The organism is Accumulibacter sp., from assembly GCF_029255285.1.
Classification (GTDB): Bacteria; Pseudomonadota; Gammaproteobacteria; order Burkholderiales; family Rhodocyclaceae; genus Accumulibacter.
The window spans coordinates 89,009-107,755 of record NZ_JAPUVI010000095.1 but is presented as its reverse complement, the minus strand read 5'-3'; the positions used below and the strand labels follow the sequence as shown (position 1 = coordinate 107,755).

Annotated in this window: 16 protein-coding genes; 2 read left to right on the top strand and 14 right to left on the bottom strand. The window is 62.0% G+C overall.

The window, feature by feature from the left end:
* Positions 1 to 364: 364 nt before the first annotated feature.
* From rluB to rimP, 12 genes are all read right to left on the bottom strand, one after another.
* Complete coding sequence (rluB, locus tag Q1M07_RS13645) at positions 365 to 1,345, bottom strand: 23S rRNA pseudouridine(2605) synthase RluB (protein ID WP_300454460.1); 981 nt, start codon at positions 1,343 to 1,345, stop codon at positions 365 to 367.
* Complete coding sequence (scpB, locus tag Q1M07_RS13640; RefSeq protein ID WP_300454459.1) at positions 1,335 to 1,922, bottom strand: SMC-Scp complex subunit ScpB; 588 nt, start codon at positions 1,920 to 1,922, stop codon at positions 1,335 to 1,337. The genes rluB and scpB overlap by 11 nt, the downstream gene beginning before the upstream one ends.
* A complete protein-coding gene (locus Q1M07_RS13635; RefSeq protein ID WP_300454458.1) occupies positions 1,885 to 2,763 on the bottom strand; it encodes a ScpA family protein in 879 nt (292 codons plus the stop codon). The genes scpB and Q1M07_RS13635 overlap by 38 nt, the downstream gene beginning before the upstream one ends.
* Before the next feature lie 8 nt (positions 2,764 to 2,771).
* Positions 2,772 to 3,974 (bottom strand): tryptophan--tRNA ligase, encoded by a 1,203-nt coding sequence (locus Q1M07_RS13630; RefSeq protein WP_300454457.1) that lies wholly within the window; start codon positions 3,972 to 3,974, stop codon positions 2,772 to 2,774.
* 7 nt (positions 3,975 to 3,981) lie between these two features.
* A complete protein-coding gene (locus Q1M07_RS13625; protein WP_300454456.1) occupies positions 3,982 to 4,635 on the bottom strand; it encodes a site-2 protease family protein in 654 nt (217 codons plus the stop codon).
* Positions 4,636 to 4,645: 10 nt separating this feature from the next.
* Positions 4,646 to 5,272: an L-threonylcarbamoyladenylate synthase gene (locus Q1M07_RS13620; protein ID WP_300454455.1), complete on the bottom strand. Its 627-nt coding sequence runs from the start codon at positions 5,270 to 5,272 to the stop codon at positions 4,646 to 4,648.
* Positions 5,273 to 5,287: 15 nt separating this feature from the next.
* Positions 5,288 to 6,169 (bottom strand): 3',5'-nucleoside bisphosphate phosphatase, encoded by an 882-nt coding sequence (locus Q1M07_RS13615; RefSeq protein WP_300454454.1) that lies wholly within the window; start codon positions 6,167 to 6,169, stop codon positions 5,288 to 5,290.
* A 240-nt stretch (positions 6,170 to 6,409) separates the two neighbouring features.
* Positions 6,410 to 7,315 (bottom strand): tRNA pseudouridine(55) synthase TruB, encoded by a 906-nt coding sequence (truB, locus tag Q1M07_RS13610; RefSeq protein WP_300454453.1) that lies wholly within the window; start codon positions 7,313 to 7,315, stop codon positions 6,410 to 6,412.
* Position 7,316: 1 nt separating this feature from the next.
* A complete protein-coding gene (rbfA, locus tag Q1M07_RS13605; protein WP_300454452.1) occupies positions 7,317 to 7,733 on the bottom strand; it encodes a 30S ribosome-binding factor RbfA in 417 nt (138 codons plus the stop codon).
* Positions 7,734 to 10,586 carry a translation initiation factor IF-2 gene (gene infB, locus Q1M07_RS13600; RefSeq protein ID WP_300454451.1) on the bottom strand — a complete coding sequence of 951 codons (2,853 nt, stop codon included), beginning with the start codon at positions 10,584 to 10,586 and terminating at the stop codon, positions 7,734 to 7,736. It abuts the gene before it with no gap.
* 19 nt (positions 10,587 to 10,605) lie between these two features.
* Positions 10,606 to 12,078: a transcription termination factor NusA gene (nusA, locus tag Q1M07_RS13595; RefSeq protein WP_300454450.1), complete on the bottom strand. Its 1,473-nt coding sequence runs from the start codon at positions 12,076 to 12,078 to the stop codon at positions 10,606 to 10,608.
* A gap of 14 nt (positions 12,079 to 12,092) precedes the next feature.
* Positions 12,093 to 12,560 carry a ribosome maturation factor RimP gene (rimP, locus tag Q1M07_RS13590; RefSeq protein WP_300454449.1) on the bottom strand — a complete coding sequence of 156 codons (468 nt, stop codon included), beginning with the start codon at positions 12,558 to 12,560 and terminating at the stop codon, positions 12,093 to 12,095.
* Between the two features lie 341 nt (positions 12,561 to 12,901).
* On the opposite strand from rimP, the gene Q1M07_RS13585 reads away from it, so the two are divergent.
* Together Q1M07_RS13585 and Q1M07_RS13580 are read left to right on the top strand one after the other, a co-directional pair.
* The gene (locus Q1M07_RS13585) at positions 12,902 to 13,225 is read left to right on the top strand and encodes a hypothetical protein (RefSeq protein ID WP_300454448.1); all 324 of its coding nucleotides are present in this window, start codon (positions 12,902 to 12,904) and stop codon (positions 13,223 to 13,225) included.
* Positions 13,226 to 13,270: 45 nt separating this feature from the next.
* A complete protein-coding gene (locus Q1M07_RS13580) occupies positions 13,271 to 15,802 on the top strand; it encodes a hemopexin repeat-containing protein (protein WP_300454447.1) in 2,532 nt (843 codons plus the stop codon).
* Between the two features lie 414 nt (positions 15,803 to 16,216).
* On the opposite strand, the gene Q1M07_RS13575 is transcribed toward Q1M07_RS13580, so the two are convergent.
* Positions 16,217 to 16,471 carry a hypothetical protein gene (locus Q1M07_RS13575; RefSeq protein ID WP_300454446.1) on the bottom strand — a complete coding sequence of 85 codons (255 nt, stop codon included), beginning with the start codon at positions 16,469 to 16,471 and terminating at the stop codon, positions 16,217 to 16,219.
* An 880-nt stretch (positions 16,472 to 17,351) separates the two neighbouring features.
* Entirely contained in the window at positions 17,352 to 18,647 is a 1,296-nt protein-coding gene (locus Q1M07_RS13570) for an anaerobic sulfatase maturase (RefSeq protein WP_300454445.1), read from the bottom strand.
* Positions 18,648 to 18,747: the final 100 nt, after the last annotated feature.

The following is an 18,747-nucleotide window of genomic DNA, read 5'->3' as shown; positions in this document are numbered from 1 at the left end:
GAGTGCGCATTATACGACGCCGCTATGGCAAGTCAAGCGCAGGCTCTGTCCAATGCACGATGACTTTGCCCTGTCGGGCGACCTGTAGTGAATTAAATGGTTACTTCTCCCGCGGAAGACTGGCCAGGAGAATCACGCCTTGCGCATCATCCATGCCACCGCCACAACACCTGACCAGCCGGTGCGCCGTTCCTGATTTGGCTCAGTTTGGCTAGGGGCTGCCGACTCGAGCCCTGCCCTCGCGATACAGAAGAGATGTCGTACCAACGCGCCCCAGCGCGGTAAAAACCTGGCGCCCACGTCTCAATCCCAGCTCGCGCGAAATAAAGGAAAAAGCCTCAGCGAGCCTCAGCGGCAAAATTGTTCAGCGCCGAAGCAAGCGACGCGGCGGGCGATCGGCCCCCGATTTAAACATGCCAAGATCAGCCAGCAATCCTTTCACTTCCGCTTCGCTCAGTTCCAGGACCTGTCCCCGCTTCAGGCCCGGCGGCAACACAAAGGGGCCGTAGCGGACACGCATCAGGCGACTGACGACGACGCCGACCGCTTCGAACATCCGGCGCACCTCACGGTTCCTGCCCTCGTAGAGCGTCACCCGGTACCACCGATTGGCGCCCTCGCCACCCGCCGCCTGAAAGCTCGCAAACTGTGCCGGACCATCGTCGAGTTCGACGCCGTCGAGTAGGCGTTGGCGCAACTCATCGGACAACTCACCGAGAATTCGCACCGCATACTCGCGGATCAACTGGTAACGCGGATGCATCAGACGATTGGCGAGGTCGCCGGATGTTGTCAGCAACAGCAGGCCACTCGTATTGAAGTCGAGTCGGCCGACCGCCACCCATCGTCCGGCGGAGATACGCGGCATCGAGGTAAACACGTTCGGACGATGATCGGGGTCATTGCGCGAAACAATCTCGCCTTCTGGCTTGTGATAGATGACGACGCGCGGCAAACGGTCCGAGAAGCGTAACTGGACCAGTTTGCCATTGACTTTCACGCGATCGCCCGGACTGGCGGTCTGGCCGAGCTGCGCCGCCTGGCCATTGACCGATATACGCCCGGCGGCAATGAGCCCCTCCATTTCACGCCGCGAACCGACGCCGCTCTGCGCTAACAACTTGTGCAAGCGCTCAGGTTTTGCCTCAGTCTCCTGGTGCCGTGTTTGCCGGGTCGATTCACCCCGGCCACCACCTGGTCCGTCGCTCGATCTTCCAGCCGCGCCGCCAGTAGATCCGAGCGGTCCGGGCGCCGCCGCCGGTGACCGTCGCCCGGCACCGGCCGGGCGCGTCGAACGCGGCGGGCGCGTTAGGACGCCTGGGAATTTACGAGTACTATTGGGCATCAGCAAGGTCCAGTGTGGGATTGATGTGTTCGAGTGCCGGCAACTCGGACAGGCTGCGCAGACCAAGATCGTCGAGGAACTTGCGCGTTGTCGCCAGTAGCGCTGGTCGTCCTGGCGTATCGCGATGTCCCACAACGTCGACCCAGCCGCGCTCTTCGAGCACCCGGATTACCTGCGTCGCCACCGTAACGCCGCGAATGTCCTCGATGTCGCCACGTGTCACCGGTTGCCGATAGGCGATGATGGCCAGCGTTTCCAGAACGGCGCGCGAGTAGCGCGGTGGCTTTTCCGGGTTCAGCCGCTCAATATAAGGCATGAACTCGACGCGCGTCCTAAAACGCCAGCCGCTCGCCACCTGCAGCAACTCCAGCGACCGGTCGCTCCACTCGGCACGCAATTCTTCGAGCAAGCTCCGAAGAAGGTCGGTGCCAACCCGTTCGTCGAAGGCCTTCCGTAAATCGGCCAGAGACAAGGGTTCGCGAGCGCTAAGCAGGAGCGCTTCGAGAACCCGCTTCAACTCGCCGCGATTGACCGGCAGTTCAGGCTCTGGCTGGGGATCGGAATTCGTTCTGCGCATCCGCCAACCTCAGGTAAATCGGCGCAAAGGCTTCGACCTGCGTCATTTCGAGCAGGTGCTCACGCGCCAGTTCAAGCAGCGCCAGGAAGTGCACCACCAGGACCGACGCGCCTTGCGTCGGATCGAACAGATCACTGAACTCGACGAAACCGGCGGCACCGCGCAAGCGGCGCAGGATCGAGCCCATATGCTCTCGCACCGACAATTCCTCCCGCTGGACGAGGTGATGGGTGTGTAGCTTGGCCTGCCGCAGGATGGTACTCCAGGCACTCCGCAAGTCCAGCGCGTTGACCTCGGGCAGCCGCCGCAGCAAGTCCTTCTCCACCCAGACCTCGACCCAGTCGAAATCACGCTCGGCCTGCGGCGACTCGTTGAGGGCAAGCGCTGCACGCTTCATCTGCTCGTACTCGATTAGTCGACGAACCAGTTCGGCGCGGGGATCCTCGGCCTCGCTCCCTTCGACGATTTTGGGTCGAGGCAGAAGCATACGCGACTTGATCTCGATCAGCATCGCTGCCATGACCAGATAATCGGCCGCCAACTCGAGATTCTGCGAGCGCATCGCTTCGACGTACACCAGGTACTGATCCGTCAACGGCGCCATAGGGATGTCGAGCACATTCACGTTGGCCTTGCGGATCAAGTACAGCAGGAGGTCGAGCGGACCCTCGAACGCATCGAGCATGACTGCCATCGCGTCAGGCGGAATATAGAGATCGTGCGGCAACTGCACCAGAGGCTCGCCGTAAATCCGCGCCAGTGGGCTGGCCAGCGGGTCAAGCGGCGACGCGTTGTCGTTATCGACCGTCACCGTATCGATGATCGATGATCGATCTGTCACCGCGGCAGTCAAGCGTAGTTCAACCCGATGGCGTCGCGCACCTCACGCATCGTTTCACGCGCCAGATGGCGTGCCTTGCGGTTGCCCTCGCCAATGATTTCGCGCACCAGGCGCCGGTCGTCGAGATACGGTTGCGCGCGCTCGCGCATCGGCGCCTGCTCCGCGAGAATACCCTCGATCACCGGCTTCTTGCAGTCCAGGCAGCCTATCGCGGCACTGCGGCACCCTTGCTGCACCCACGACTGGCAAGCGTCGTCCGAGTACACCTGATGCCACTGCCAGACCGGACACTTGGCCGGATCACCGGGATCGCCGCGGCGAACGCGTGCCGGGTCGGTCGGCATTCGTCTGAGCTTGTGCGTTACCGAGGCGGCATCCTCACGCAGAGTGATCGTGTTGCCATAGGACTTCGACATCTTCTGACCATCTAGACCGGGCATTCGCGAGGCCTCGGTCAGCAAGGCGCCCGGCTCGACGAGAATCATCTTGCCGGTTCCTTCGAGATAGCCGCCAAGCCGCTCACGGTCGATCTGCGACAGACCTGCCACTTCGTCGAGCAAGGCGTGCGCGCTCTCTATTGCCGCCTGATCACCGTGCTGCTGAAAGCGCGTGCGCAAATCCTGATAGCGCCGCGCGCGCTTCGCGCCAAGCCGGCTCAACGCCTCTTTGGCCTTGTCCTCGAAACCGGCTTCACGTCCATAGAGGTGATTGAAGCGGCGCGCGATCTCCCGCGAAAACTCGATATGCGGCACCTGATCCTCACCCACCGGCACCTTGTCCGCCCGGTAGATCAAGATGTCGGCGGCCTGCAGCAAGGGATAGCCGAGAAAGCCGTAGGTGGACAAGTCCTTGCTTTCAAGCTTTTCCTGTTGATCCTTATAGGTCGGCACGCGCTCCAGCCAGCCGAGTGGAGTCATCATCGAGAGCAACAAATGCAACTCAGCGTGTTCGGGTACCTGCGACTGGATGAACAACGTTGCACGCTCCGGGTCGACGCCTGCCGCCAACCAGTCGATGACCATCTCCCACGATGAATCGACGATCCCATGCGGATCGTCGTACTGGGTGGTCAGCGCGTGCCAGTCGGCAACAAAAAATAGACAGGGGTAGTCGTTCTGCAGGCGGACCCAGTTCTTCAGCACGCCGTGGTAGTGACCCAGATGCAGGCTGCCGGTTGGCCGCATACCGGAAAGGACTCGTTCTGCGTACATTTTCGGTTCAGAAAGGAAATTGAAAGAGGAACTCGATCATTCCGCCGACCAGTTGCATTACCGGCGTCAACAGCAAACCGAGCACGCCGGAAAACAACAGGAGTAAGAGAATCGGAAAGCCGAAACGCTCGATCTGCGCAAAGCGCCACGCGGCGTCGGGCGGCAGAAGGCTGACGACGATTCGGCCGCCGTCGAGTGGCGGTAGCGGAAAAAGGTTGAGTACCATCAGCGCGATGTTTACCGACATGCCGACCTCCGCCATGCGTGCCATCGGCAGGCTGAACACATTGAGCGGCAAAAGCCAGGCCAGTTTCATCATTCCTGCCCAAAACAAGAGCATGGCCAGATTGGCTCCCGGACCGGCCGCGGCAACCCACAACATGTCACTCTTCGGACGACGAAGGCGGGAAAAGTCGACCGGCACGGGCTTCGCCCAACCGAAAAGAATGCCACCCGTGGAAAGCAGCAGAATGACGATCGGCACGATGACCGTACCGACCAAGTCAATGTGTTTCAATGGGTTGGCCGTAATTCGACCCTGCTGCCAGGCTGTCGGATCGCCGAAATGGCGGGCCGCGTAGCCATGTGCCGCCTCGTGCAGCGTGATGGCAAGGACGACTGGCAAGGCAGCAATGGCGACGGTCTGGATCAGCGCTTCCACGAGATCCTCGTCAATCGAGGCCGAAAGGTGTCAGAGAACCGATTCCGGCGCGAATCAGGACGGGCAGCGGACCAGTCAGATCGATAACGCTGGTCGGCTCGACGCCACAACGTCCGCCATCGAGAATCAGTTCGAGCTGATTGTCGAGCCGGTCCTGGATCTCCCAGGCTTCCGTCAGCGGCGCGTCGTCTCCGGCGACGATCAGCGTCGACGTCAGCAAGGGCTCGCCCAACTGCTGCAGCAACGCCAGAGTGACTCCCAGCGCCGGTACGCGCAGGCCGATCGTCTTGCGCTTCGGGTGCAAGACGCGCCGTGGTAGTTCCTTCGTCCCCTCGAGAATGAAGGTATAGCTCCCCGGTGTCGTCGCCTTGAGCAGGCGATAGCGAGCGTTATCGACACGGGCAAACTGGCCGATCTGTGACAAATCGCGGCACATCAGTGTCAGATGATGCCGATCATCGACGCCGCGCAGGCTACGGATACGCTCGACTGCTGCCTTGTCGCCGAGATGGCAACCGAGTGCGTAACTGGAGTCGGTCGGCAAGGCGATGACTCCGCCCTGAGCGATGACGTCGACCGCTCGCTGCAGCAATCGACCCTGCGGGTTGTCCGGATGAATGGAAAGATACTGGGCCATGAGTTTCCCGGTGCCTCAGAAAGCTTCCCAGATAGGCTGCAGCCCTTCCGGCAGCGGCGCCAGATTGCCAAGATCGACGTAGCTCTCGCCCGGCCCGTGAAAGTCCGAACCGCGCGAGGCCAGAAAACCATATTCCCTCGCCAGGCGACCGTAGAGATCGATGTGCTCCGGCGTGTGACTACCCGACATGACTTCGATCGCCTGCCCACCAAGATCCTTGAATTCGCCAAGAAAGCGCCGCATATCGGCGCGTGACAGCTTGTAGCGGCCCGGATGGGCGACCGCGGCGACGCCACCGGCACCGAGAATCCACTGCACGGAATCGGCCAGCGTCGCCCAGCGATGCTCGACGTAACCCGGTCGGCCGGGAACCAAATATGATTCGAAGACGCTGCGCACGTCCTTGCAGACACCCACTTCGACCAGGTAGCGTCCGAAATGCGATCGGCTGATCAGGGAGGGGTTGGCCGCATGGCGCATAGCCCCCTCGAACGCCCCGTCGATACCGACTTTTTCGAGTTCGGCCGACATCCGCCGGGCACGCTCGATGCGGCCCGAGCGTACGCTCGCCAGACCGGCGCTTAGCGCCGGATCGGTAACCTCGAAAGAGAGACCGAGGATGTGGATCTGCAAGCGCTCCCACTCGATCGAGATCTCAACCCCGTTCACAAAGGCCATGCCGGCTGCCTCCGCTACCTCGCGCGCCGCAGCCAGACCACCGAGGTCATCGTGGTCGGTCAGCGCCAACATGTCGACTCCATTACCCGCTGCCCGGCGAGCGACCTCTGTCGCCGGAAGAAGACCGTCGGAGCAGGTGGAATGGCAGTGCAGATCGCAGTTCAACACGGTAAGGAGCCGGTCGGAAGTCCGGGCGGGACAATGATGGTAACCACACATAGTAACACAGGCGCGGCCCGCTCCCGGAGAGACTCCAACGTAATGAATGCACGACCCGAATTACTTGCCAAGGCTCGACAAGCCGCGAGGGGCGCTGACGTGCTTCTCCGCCTATTTTTCGCTTTGCCTGAACGCTGGCTAGCCAAGAGCAGCAGTCGAGCCACGACTCTCCGTATGGGCAGGAAGATAGACGACGAAGACGACTCGTCGAGCGAACACACATCCGCTCAAGCCGGTTGACTACGGCGCTGGGGCACTGCCGGCAACGACGCGTCGAGGCTGTAGTCGGCCACTGCCATCGACATCGCCGATACCCAACAGGCGACCTTCGCTGTATACCCGGTACTTTCCCGCTTCCGCCGCGGCACTGAACGCATTGCCATGGACGAAGCGGTGCCCAGCGTCGCTATCGAGTTGTATCGCTGGCAGGCTCTGCAACAGCGTGTCGGGTGTGCGCAGCCATTCTCCGCGCTCGTCTTCAGAAAGCGCGGCGAGTTGATCGAGCGGCACCGCTTCGACGACGTCCAACACACCCACCGCCACTCGCCGCAAGGCCGTCAGATGCGCCGCGCAACCTAGCGCCGCCGCCAAATCCTCGGCCAGCGTACGCACATAGGTACCCTTGCTGCAAGTCAGCCGCAGGCGGCAGCGATGGCCGGAAAAACCCAGCACTCGCAAGGAGTGGATCGTCACCGCACGCGCGGCACGCTCCACTTCGACGCCGCGACGCGCCATCTCGTAAAGCGGTTGGCCATTGCGCTTCAAGGCCGAGTACATCGGTGGAATCTGCTCCAACGGGCCGCGAAAGCGCGGCAGTACGGCCTCGACTTCGGCCAGCCCGAAATCCACCGGGCAACGTCTGACAATCACGCCGTCGGCGTCACCGGTATCGGTCTGCACGCCGAACAGCATTTCAGCTTCGTAAGTCTTGTCGGCCACGAGGAGATCGAGCGAGAACTTGGTCGCCTCGCCAAAGCAGAGCGGCAGCAGGCCGCTGGCCAGCGGATCGAGCGTGCCGGTGTGCCCCGCCTTGGCCGCCGAAAACAGACGCCGCGCCGCCTGCAGGGCCGAGTTGGAAGTCATGCCGGTCGGTTTGTCGAGCAGCAGTACGCCGTCGACCTGCCGCCAGCGTTTCTTGTCGCTCAACTCAATGCTGGTCGGGGTCGGGGTCGGGTTCGGGGCCCTGGCCCGGCGCAGCGCCGTGATCCGAAATTGCCACGGCTTCGCGTATCAGTTGCGAGATCTGCGCTCCGCGTTCGAGCGACTGATCGAAAACGAAATGCAGTTGCGGCGTCGTGTGAATGCTGATCCGCTTGCCCAGTTCGCCGCGCAAAAATCCGGACGCGTGCTGCAGACCGGCCTGCACCACGTCGAGATGGTCGCTACCGGCGAGCGTGCTGAAGAACACTTTGGCGTGCGCATAGTCGGCACTCAGCTGCACCTCGGTCAGGCTGACCATGCCGACCCGCGGATCCCTCACCTCGGTGCGGATCAGCTCCGCAACTTCGCGACGGATCTGCTCGGCAATCCGGTCGCGGCGCGAAAACCCCTTTTGGCCACTCATCTACAGCGTCCTGGCGACTTCCGTCACGTCGTACACCTCGAGTTGATCGCCCTCCTCGTAGGCATTGAAGTTCCGCAGCGACAGACCACATTCGAAACCGGCCCGAACTTCCTTGGCATCGTCCTTGAAGCGTTTGAGTGATTCAATCTCGCCATCCCAGACAACGATGTGCCGGCGTAGCAGGCGGGCGCGCGAACTGCGTTTGACGACGCCCTCCAGAACGTAGCAGCCAGCAATCGTTCCGATCCTCGTGGCATGAAAAACCTGTCTGATCTCGACCAGGCCGGTGACGTCTTCCCGCTTTTCGGGCGAAAGCATGCCGGAAAGCGCCGCCCGAACTTCGTCCACCGCGTCGTAAATGATGTTGTAGTAGCGAATGTCGACCCCGGCGGTTTCGGCGGCCTTGCGCGCGCCAGCGTCGGCGCGCGTATTGAAGCCAATGATCACCGCCTTTGACGCCTGCGCCAGGTGCACGTCGGACTCGCTGATCGCTCCCACGGCGGCGTGAATGACGTTGACCTTGACTTCGCCGGTCGACAGCTTCTGCAGCGATTGCACCAGCGCCTCCTGCGAACCCTGCACGTCGGCCTTGATGATCAGCGCCAGAACCTTGGCTTCCGCCTCCGTCATCTGGTCGAGCAGGTTCTCGAGGTTGGCGGCCTGTTTGGTGGCCAGCTTCACGTCACGGTACTTGCCCTGCCGGAAAAGCGCAATTTCGCGCGCCTTGCGCTCATCGGCGAGCACGACGGCTTCCTGTCCGGCGGCCGGAACGTCGGACAAGCCGAGGATTTCGACCGGAATCGACGGACCCGCCTCCTTGATCGGCTTGCCATTCTCGTCGAGCATCGCGCGCACCCGGCCAAAAACCTGGCCAGCCAACAACACGTCTCCTTGGCGAAGCGTTCCCGACAAAACCAGCATCGTCGCCACCGGTCCGCGCCCGCGGTCGAGGCGAGCCTCGATGATCAGGCCCTTCGCCGGCGCGTCGCGCGCCGCCTTGAGTTCGAGGACGTCAGCCTGCAACAGGACGTTTTCGAGCAACTCGTCGATCCCGGCACCGGTTTTCGCGGAGACGGAAACAAAGGGCGCATCGCCACCGTATTCTTCCGGAACGACCTCCTCGACGACCAGTTCCTGCTTGACCCGCTCGGGCTGCGCACCGGGCTTGTCGATCTTGTTGACGGCGACGATGATCGGCACTCCGGCCGCTTTGGCGTGGTGAATCGCCTCCCTGGTCTGCGGCATCACGCCATCGTCAGCCGCCACCACGAGAATGACCAGGTCAGTGGCCTTCGCCCCACGGGCGCGCATCGCCGTGAACGCTTCGTGACCCGGCGTGTCGAGGAAGGTCACCATGCCGCGTTCGGTTTCGACGTGATAAGCGCCAATGTGCTGGGTAATGCCGCCCGCTTCGCCGCTGGCCACCCGCGTGCGGCGAATGTAGTCGAGCAACGAGGTCTTGCCATGATCGACGTGCCCCATGACGGTCACCACCGGTGCACGCGACTCGAGGACGACATCCTTCTGGTCAGCATTCGCTTCGTCGAGGAAGGCGTCGGGATCGTCGAGCTTGGCGGCAAAAGCTTTGTGGCCCATTTCCTCGACGATGATCATCGCCGTTTCCTGATCGAGCGACTGGTTGATGGTCACCATCGAACCCATCTTCATCAGCGCCTTGATCACCTCGGTCGCCTTGACCGCCATCTTGTGCGCCAGGTCGGCCACGGAGATGGTCTCCGGGATATAAACCTGATGGATAACCGGCTCGATCGGCAACTGAAAGGAGTGCTCCTCTTCCTCGCCACCGCTGCCACGAGCGGGCCGCTTGCCATGCTTGTTGTCCCGCCAGCCGGTGCCGCCGGTGGCTCCGCGCGTCTTCAGCCCGGGACGTTTGTTGGCGCCCTCGCTTTTCCAAGCCCCTTTCTTATCGGCCGCCTTCTTCTCCGGCGCCTTTTTATCCTTGTCGGTCGTCTTCTTGTCGCTGCTGCCGGGCTTTGGCGCCGGTTTGTGCAAGGTCTTGTCCTCAGCCGGACGCTCGCTGGCGGTCTGCGCCGCCACTTGCTTGGCGACTCCGGCCGCCTTGGCGGCCACCGCCTTCTCCTCGGCGTCCTGCTTCAAGCGCGCCAGATCGGCCGTACGCTGCTGCTTGCTCTTGAATTCGGCCTCCTGACGAGCACGCAATTCGGCGTTGCGACGCTCTTCTTCGGCACGCAGTCGCTGCTGCTCCTCGCCGATGATAGACGCGCGCGTCACCACTTTCTTGGCGCCGGCCTTGCCATCGGCCGGTGCTTCGGCTTTTCCCTCGATCGCCGGCGCTTTGGCCTCGGGCACCGGCGGCACCACTACCGATTCGCCGACCACTGGCGCGTGAGCGCTCGGCGACACCTTGGTTTCAACTGGTGGTTCGCCGGTCACGTCGGCCGCGGTCACCACCGCTGCGCGGACCGGTTCGGGAACTGGCGCCACCACCGTTTCGGGGACAGCCTTGGTCACCGCCTCCGGTCGGATCGACGAAACTGGCTGGAGAGGCGCCTCGGCGGGGCGCACCTCGAGTGTATCGCGCTTGACGAGCACCCTCTTCTTGCGTACTTCGACCTGCACCGTATGCGATTTGCCATGCGCATCCTGCGACCGGATCTCGGTGGTTTCCTTGCGCGTCAGGGTAATCTTGGTCTTGCCGTCGGCCCGTCCGTGGGCGCGACGCAGATACTCGAGCAGTTTCGACTTGTCCTGTTCGGACAACAAGTCTTCTGGCTGCCGCCTGCCGACACCGGCTTTCTGCAATTGCTCGAGTAGCGCACCAGCCGGCATCTTGAGCTGGGTGGCAAATTGGGCAACACTTGTTTGCGCCATATGAACTCCTCTTTCCTGCTTACTCGAACCAGTGCGCACGCGCCGTGGTGATCAGTTGTTTGGCCCTCTGGGCATCGATGCCGGTCATCTCGGTCAGTTCGTCGACCGCCAGATCGGCCAGATCGTCGCGCGTCTTGATTCCGCTCCCCGCCAGCTTTCCCGCCAGCGCCCTATCCATACCGTCGAGGCTCAGCATGTCCTCCGCCACCTCGCCGATGATCTCCTCCGTGACGATAGCGTCGGTGAGCAGGACGTTGCGCGCCCGCTCACGCAACTCCTGAACGGTCGCCTCGTCGAAAGCCTCGATCTCGATCATTTCATGGAGCGGCACATAGGCCACTTCCTCGAGCGTCGAGAAGCCTTCCTCGATGAGGATGTTGGCCAGTTCCTCATCGACATCCAGTTTTTCCATGAACAGCACGCGAATCGCTGCCGCCTCGGCCTCGACGAGGGTCTTGGACTCCTCCTCGGTCATCAGGTTGATCGTCCAGCCGGTCAATTCCGAGGCCAGACGAACGTTCTGGCCACCACGACCAATGGCGATCGCCAGATTCTGCTCATCGACGACGACGTCCATGCTGTGCTTGTCTTCATCGACGATGATCGAGCTGACTTCAGCCGGCGCCAGGGCGCCAACCACGAACTGCGCCGCATCGGCCGACCAAAGCACGATGTCAACACGTTCGCCCGCCAGCTCGTTGGTCACCGCCGTCACCCGCGTGCCGCGCATGCCGACGCAGGTGCCGATCGGATCGATACGCTGATCGTTCGACTTGACCGCAATTTTGGCACGCATTCCCGGGTCGCGCGCGGCTGCCTTGATCTCCAGAAGACCATCATCGACTTCCGGTACTTCCAGCGCAAACAACTTGATGATGAACTCGGGCGCCGTGCGCGAGAGAATCAGTTGTGGTCCACGCGCCGAACGATCGATGCGCAGCAGATAGGCCTTGACACGATCACCGAGGCGCAGGTTTTCGCGCGGAATCATCTGGTCGCGAGGCAGGACGGCCTCGATCTTGCCGGTTTCGATGATCGCGTTACCGCGCTCCATACGCTTGATCGTACCCGTCACGAGGTGCTCTTTGCGCGCCAGAAAGTCACTCAGGATCTGCTCGCGTTCGGCGTCGCGGATCTTCTGTAGAATCACCTGCTTGGCCGCTTGTGCGCCAATGCGGCCGAAGTCGATCGGTTCGAGCGACTCTTCCAGAAAATCGCCGATCTCGACCTCCGGATCCTGCTCTTGCGCATCCGACAAGGGGATCTGCTGTTCCTCATCGAGAAAATCGCCATCGGCGACGACTTCCCAGCGGCGAAAAGTTTCGAAATCGCCGGTTTCGCGGTCGACCACGACGCGAACGTTGGCGTCATCGTGAATGCGCTTCTTGGTAGCCGACGCCAGCGCCAGTTCGAGCGCGCCGAAGACGATGTCCTTGGTGACGTTCTTTTCGCGCGCCAGGACATCCACCAGCAGCAAGATTTCGCGGCTCATTTTCCCATTACCTCCTATACCAGCCGGTCGCCCGATTTCTTCACGTCGAAGTGCGGAACCAAGCGTGTCTTGTCAATGTTGTCCAGGTCGAACTCCATCTCGCCCGAGTCGATCTGCACGCGCACCCGGTGATCCTGCACGCCGCGCAGGACGCCGCTGAAGTTGCGACGGCCGTTGATCGGCAAGCGCAACCTGACGGTCACCTCGGAACCCGCAAAACGCTCGAAGTCAGCCTCCTTCTTCAGCAGCCGGTCGATACCCGGCGAAGAAACCTCGAGGCGCTCGTAGTCGATATTCTCAACCAGCAACACGCGCGACAGATGGTTGCTGACCAGCGCGCAGTCTTCGATATCGACACCACCCGGCTTCTCCGGCTGGTCGATGAAGAGGCGCAACACACGGCCACGCGGGCTCTGCTCGACGTCCACCAACTGGTAGCCGAGACCCGTGACGGTTACTTCAAGAATTTCGTGCAAATCCATGGCTGCAAACAAAAAATGGGCGAAACGCCCATCCCCGAAAAAATTGCCCCCTAGGGGGCGAGCGGAAAACCTTTCAATTATAACGAAAATCTCGACTTGCGTAAATGCCGAGCCACGTTCTGACGTTTCCTCTCGCCGGTTGCCTGGAACGCCCCAAACCCCACTATTGGATCGCGCGGACGCGCTCGTCAGCGGTCATCGCCAGATGACGCTATGTTTTCTCAATGCCGGGCACTTGCGAAAGTGGCGTCGGAACTCCTATCCATTTTTTGCGTCGACTCCGATTATAGGCGGACAAAATCGCGTCGGCGGCGCACGTTTCAAGCCAACAGGAGAAGGCCATGAAGGAACATCTGCGAAAAGTCGTTCAGGGCAGGCCCGAAGCGGCGGCTGCCTTGCTGAGGCGGAGAGGGGTGCGCGTGCTGCACCGCTTTGGTGACACGCTGGTGGTGGAGGGGAACACGGTCTCCGATCCGACGGGCGATGTCGAGCGCGCGACGCGTGCCGTGGCCGTCGAACCGCTGGCCGTCGCCCCGGCCGAATTGCGCGACGAGGATCTCGCCCTGCTGGCGCATCGTCTGCGTCTATCGGCAGGGTATCGGCGTGCGAAGGAGCGCCGTCCGGACGTAGGAGAGGATTGGGGTGTGATTTTTGAACGCATGTGACGTTCGCCTTCGCGAAATTCGTCGCCCAAAGAATCGAGGGACACCATGGCACTCAATCAACGGTTAATCAACGAGGTTGCGGTCGGCGTTGTGCTCGTGCAAGGGCCCACGTCCGATTTGCAGATGACGAATGCCGAGCGGCTGAAGATGTGTGCGGAAGTGGAGGAAGGGCTTGCGTGGCTCGCGACGCTGGAGCCGCAGGCAAAGGTTTCCTGGGTGTACGACTGCAAGACCGTGTCCACCAATCAAGTGCCGTGGCCGAACGCGCCGTGGGCCGGACTTCCGCGCGAGATGTATCAGAAATCGATCGATGCGGTTCTGTGGCGTGAATCGAACGGCAAGATCTACATGTTCAACGGCCCGAACTACGTGCGCCTGACGGGCTCCACGGCGGATGCGGGCTATCCGAAGCCGATCGCTGGGAACTGGCAGGGATTGCCCGCAGTGTTCAACGACGGCATCGACGCGGCGTTCTGGCGCAAGACGAACGGCAAAATCTACCTGTTCAAGGGCGATCAGTACGTACGCCTTACCGAGACGCAGGTGGACGCTGGCTATCCAAAGTCGATCGCCGGAAACTGGATGGGAATTCCCGGCACGTTCGAGGAGGGAATCGATGCCGTGTTCATGCACTCCGGGACGAACAAGATCTACATGTTCAAGGGCGATAAATACATTCGCCTGACCGGATCGACGATGGATGCCGGCTATCCCAAGCCGATCAAGGGGAATTTCAAGGGACTGCCCGAGCATATGGAAGAAGGCATTCAGTCCGCGTTCTGGCGTGGAAGCAACGACAAGGTTTATTTCTTCGCCAGGCATCCGCGCCGCACGCTCACCGATTATGTCCGTTTCAGCGATATCACGCAGACGGTGGATGCCGGATATCCGCGGTACGTCGGCGGACTAGACAAGGCGGGCGCCGAGGCGCTGTGGCGTGATCCGGTGCAGGCGGAACTCGGCGTGGCCTCGGGCGAGGAAGGGTACAAGGAGTACGTGGCGGGACTGCGCGAGGAGTTCGGCACCGAATGGGGAATCGTCATCTTCATCACCAAGTATCCCGTCGGCTGGGTCGCCTATGCCGGAACGCCGAGGATCGTGATGGCCTGGAGCGACTCACCGAACTTCGATCGCGTGGTCGCCCACGAAACCGGGCACACGTTCGGGGCGCCGGATGAATATGCGTCCAGCAAGTGCAACTGCGCCGACGAGTTCGGCCGCTTCTTCCGCGCCGCGAACGGCAATTGCAAGCTGTGCGCGACTGCGATTTCTATGGACGACGGTTACCCGAAGGGGATCGCCGGCAGTTGGAGCGGGTTGCCGGCGAGCTTCCAGAGCGGACTCGATGCGGCGTTGTGGCGTGAGGACAACAAGAAGGCCTACTTCTTCAAGGGGAATGAGTACGTCCGCCTCTCCGGCACGACGGCCGACGCCGGCTATCCGAAGCCGATTGCGGGCAACTGGAACGGCCTGCCGGCGAGTTTCGAGAGCGGCATCGACGCGGCTTGCTGGCGCAAGACGAACAACAAAATCTACCTGTTCAAGGGAAACCAGTACGTTCGATTGTCTGGCACGACGGTCGACGCCGGGTATCCGAAGCCGATCGCGGGTAATTGGAAGGATCTGCCGGCGAGCTTTCAGAGCGGGGTAGACGCGGTCGTCTGGCGTGAGAGCAACGACAAGATCTACATGTTCAAGGGGAGCGAGTATGTGCGCATCACCGATACGACGATGGACGCCGGCTATCCGCGACCGATCGCGGGCAACTGGAAGGGGTTGCCCGCGTCGTTCACGAACGGCATCAGCGCCGGGTTCACGCACCGCGAACGCAAGGCCATGTACCTGTTCGACGGGAGTCAGTTTGTCAGGATGAGCGACGGGGTTCCCTGCCTGATGTCGTCCAACAGCTCGGCGCTGTGCTCCTTTACGCCGCTGCACTTTGGCTGGGGCGCCTTCCTCTCGAAGATCGACGCCGCCGTCTGGCGCAAGGATAACGACCATGCGTACCTGTTCAGCGGCGAGTGGTATGTGCGATATTCAAACATCAGCAACGGTATCGACGAGGGATACCCGAAGAAGATCGCCGGCAACTGGACCGGGCTGCCGAGCGAATTCCTTTCCAACCTCGACGCCGCGCTCTATCGTGACTCCAACAACAAGCTCTACCTGTTCAAGGGGAGCAAGTATGTTCGGATGACGGGCTCGGCGATGGACGAGGGCTATCCGAAGCCGATTGCCGGCAACTGGAACGGACTGCCGGTGAGTTTCCAGCAGGGGATCGACGCCGCCTTCCTACGCGAATCCAATGGCAAGATCTATCTCTTCAAAGGCGATCAGTATGTACGGTTGACCGAGACAACGGTGGACCCCGGCTACCCGAAGCCGATCGCCGGCAATTGGACCGGGCTGCCGAGTTCGTTCAACGACGGCATCGACGCGGCTTTGATGCGCTGGGATATGCACCAGATCTACTTCTTCCGGAATCGCCAATACGTCCGCTATACCAACGTGGAAAACGGCATCGATCCCGGATATCCGAACTGGATCGACAAGAACTGGATGCCCTTTCCGACCTGATCGAGCTGGCGGAGTATGGCGTTCCTGATATCCGCGTGCCTCGATCGGTGAGGCACGCGGTTGCGCGGGATCGTTGCCTGTTGGTGTTGGTCGTGCGCAGACGAGAGGCGGCGGCTACCAAGCCGGATCGGCTCGCGGTGGGGGCGGCCTGGTCAAGCCTGCTGCCCGGTCTGCGTCACGTCCCGACGTTCGCCGCCATGACGGGCGCGACATCGCTTCCCTTTTACTCGATCAACGTGCCACCTGTCCTGCAGGGCGTGGATTTTTCGGATCACCGGAGCTCTGCATACTGGCAACGCCCTGCGTCGTCGCGGCGACTTGTTCCGCATCCTTCCGCGCCTCACTCAGGCTGTCACGGATCGCGGCGAGGTCGGCACCAAGCTGTGCGCGGCTGCTGCGCGTTTCGGCCAGCTGCTAACGCGCTTCGGCCACGCGCTGTTGTGCGTCCCGAGAGAGACCTTCGATCTCCGAGCCGGTGATCTCGAGCTGGACGATCGGTATCCCACTCCAGTGCTCGTTGCCTGTCAAAGGCATGGGTCCGTTCGTAACGGCTTCCATCTCGGCCAACAGACGGGGCGCAGCAAGCCGCTCCTCGGCGCGACGCTGCACCGCGACCCGGTCGGCGATGGCGATGTCCAGCAGCTGTTGCGCCTGTTTGAGGCGTTCCAAAGCGGCATCACCGGTTGCCGGGTCGAGCTTGTTTTCGCTACTCAGTGTGGCCGAGCGATTGGCTACCTCTCCCTTGAGTGATCTCAGTGCCTCAAGCTTGCGGTTGACGGCACTGTCTGCTGCGCTTGTCAGGCCAATAAGAGGACAGCGACAGAAGTAGGCAGCACGTTAGCCGTTTCAGCAAAGTCCTGGCCATACGTTTCATCGCGTCGTTTCCTCCATGGTCATTGCGAACGCAATCAATCTACGGGTGGCTTCGCCGGCTGGAAGTAGGACTTGGCCCGAACATTTCACGAGGAGGGATCGTCGGAACGGCTGCAAGGCGCGCCAATTACAGGTGCCTGGACGGATTTGGAGGGGTTCCGCCGATGCCAGATTTTAGCTTCGGACGTCCTGGGCGCCCGGTGGTTGAACCTCGAATCCGCAGTTGGCCGCTTGCCATTGCCTTGAAGCCTCATGAATCCACGCTGTATTGTCCTGACCACAGGTCATCACCAGGGAGAGTCCGCTACGTCCTCGTTGGCGCGGCCCCGGCCGGGCCGTCGACTTTGTCGGTTATCCATATAGGCACGAGCCTGCCGCGTCGTCGCTTCGCGCCCGCAATCCGCCCAACCGCACCAACGGGCACCTCCAACTGCGGTTTCCAGGATGAAATATCCGGGCTCAGCGATCGCGTGTGGCTCGCCGCCCCAGAAACGGAGCAGGTGGAGCCCCGGCTCCAGCGACAGCCGCATCTCCGCAAATACGATCCGGTCGTACAAGAAGTCGACACAGTAGCCGGCGAAGTGAGAACCCGTAGCACCTGTGCGCGGACGGCCTCACGAATATTATCAGCAGCTGGGTGCATACGCCCAATATGGCAGCCGACGAAAACTGTCCGCTACATCCGCGGCTTGCCGACCACTCCGGAGGCGAGCAGCTCGCTCGCCATGCGGTCCGCATCGCGCCGCGCGTGTGCGAAGAAACGCTTGAAGCCCCGGCAGAGGTAGTTGAGGCCCGGCTCTCCATCGGGTGTGCGCAGCAGCCGGTTCTTCGGGCACTCACCCCTGCAGTCCGTGAGGTAGGTGCACTCCCGGCAGAACTTCGGCAGCGTCTCCGATTTGGCGTAGCCGAACTTCACTTGCTCCGGCGAGAACACCATGTCACCCAGCGACCGCTCGCGGATGCTGCCGAGGCGGTACTCGGGGTAAACGTAATGGTCGCAGGAGTAGACGCCGCCGTCGTGCTCGATCGCCACCCCCTTGCCGCACGTCTCGGCGTGCACGCAGGTCTGGGCCGGCATTCCCATGCGCTGCACCACCAGCGTCTCGCAATGTGTGACGTACGCCTTGCCGAGGTCGCGGGAGAGCCACTCGTCCCAGATCTTGGAGAGGAAGTAGCCGTACTCCTCAGGGTCCACAGACCACGGGGTGACGACCGAATCCGGATGGCTCGGCTTTGCCTCGGGAGTACCCACGATCGGCAGGAGTGAAAGATCCCTCGCCTGCGGCGCTGCGGATTCGAAGTCGCGGGGTTCGACGATCGGGATGAACTGGAGGTAGGTCGATCCAAGTTCCCGCCGCAGAAAGCGATAGACGTCGAGCGGCCGCGAGGCGTTGAAGCGGTGCACGCAGGTGAGGGTATTGATTGGCACGCCGTGTCGTTTCAGAACCTCCCACCCGCGCATCACGTCGTCGAACGACGGCTGGTCGCGCTTGGTTGGGCGCATCGCATCGTGCACGTCCTTCGGGCCGTCGACCGACAGGCCTACGAGGAAGTTGTGCCGCTTGAGGAAGCGCCCCCAGTCGTCGTCGAGCAGCGTACCGTTGGTCTGCAGGTCGTTGGAGATCCTCTGACCGGGCTTGGCGTACCTCTTCTCGAACGCGACGACTTTCTCGAAGAACTCGACGCCCATCAGTGTCGGCTCACCGCCCTGCCACGAGAACACGACCTCGTCGCCGGTCACGCTCGCGACATAGTCGCGGACGAAGGTCTCAAGCACGTCGTCCCGCATGTGCCCTGGCCCGGGGCCGCCCTTGAGCTTCTCCTTGCTGAGGTAGAAGCAGTACCGGCAGTCGAGGTTGCAGGCAGAGCCGGCCGGCTTGGCCATGACGTGGAAGCGCCGCGTGGCCCGATCGCCGAGCCACTGCGGAACGTGGTACTTGTCGGCGGGAGACGGGTCGTCGGGTGTGGTCACGGCAGTCGGCGGATAGTGATGGGCAGCGGCGGGGACAGACTATGGCATCGCCTTCGGCGCAAACCCCCTGACCGCCGCGAGACGCTGCGCGAGCTGTACG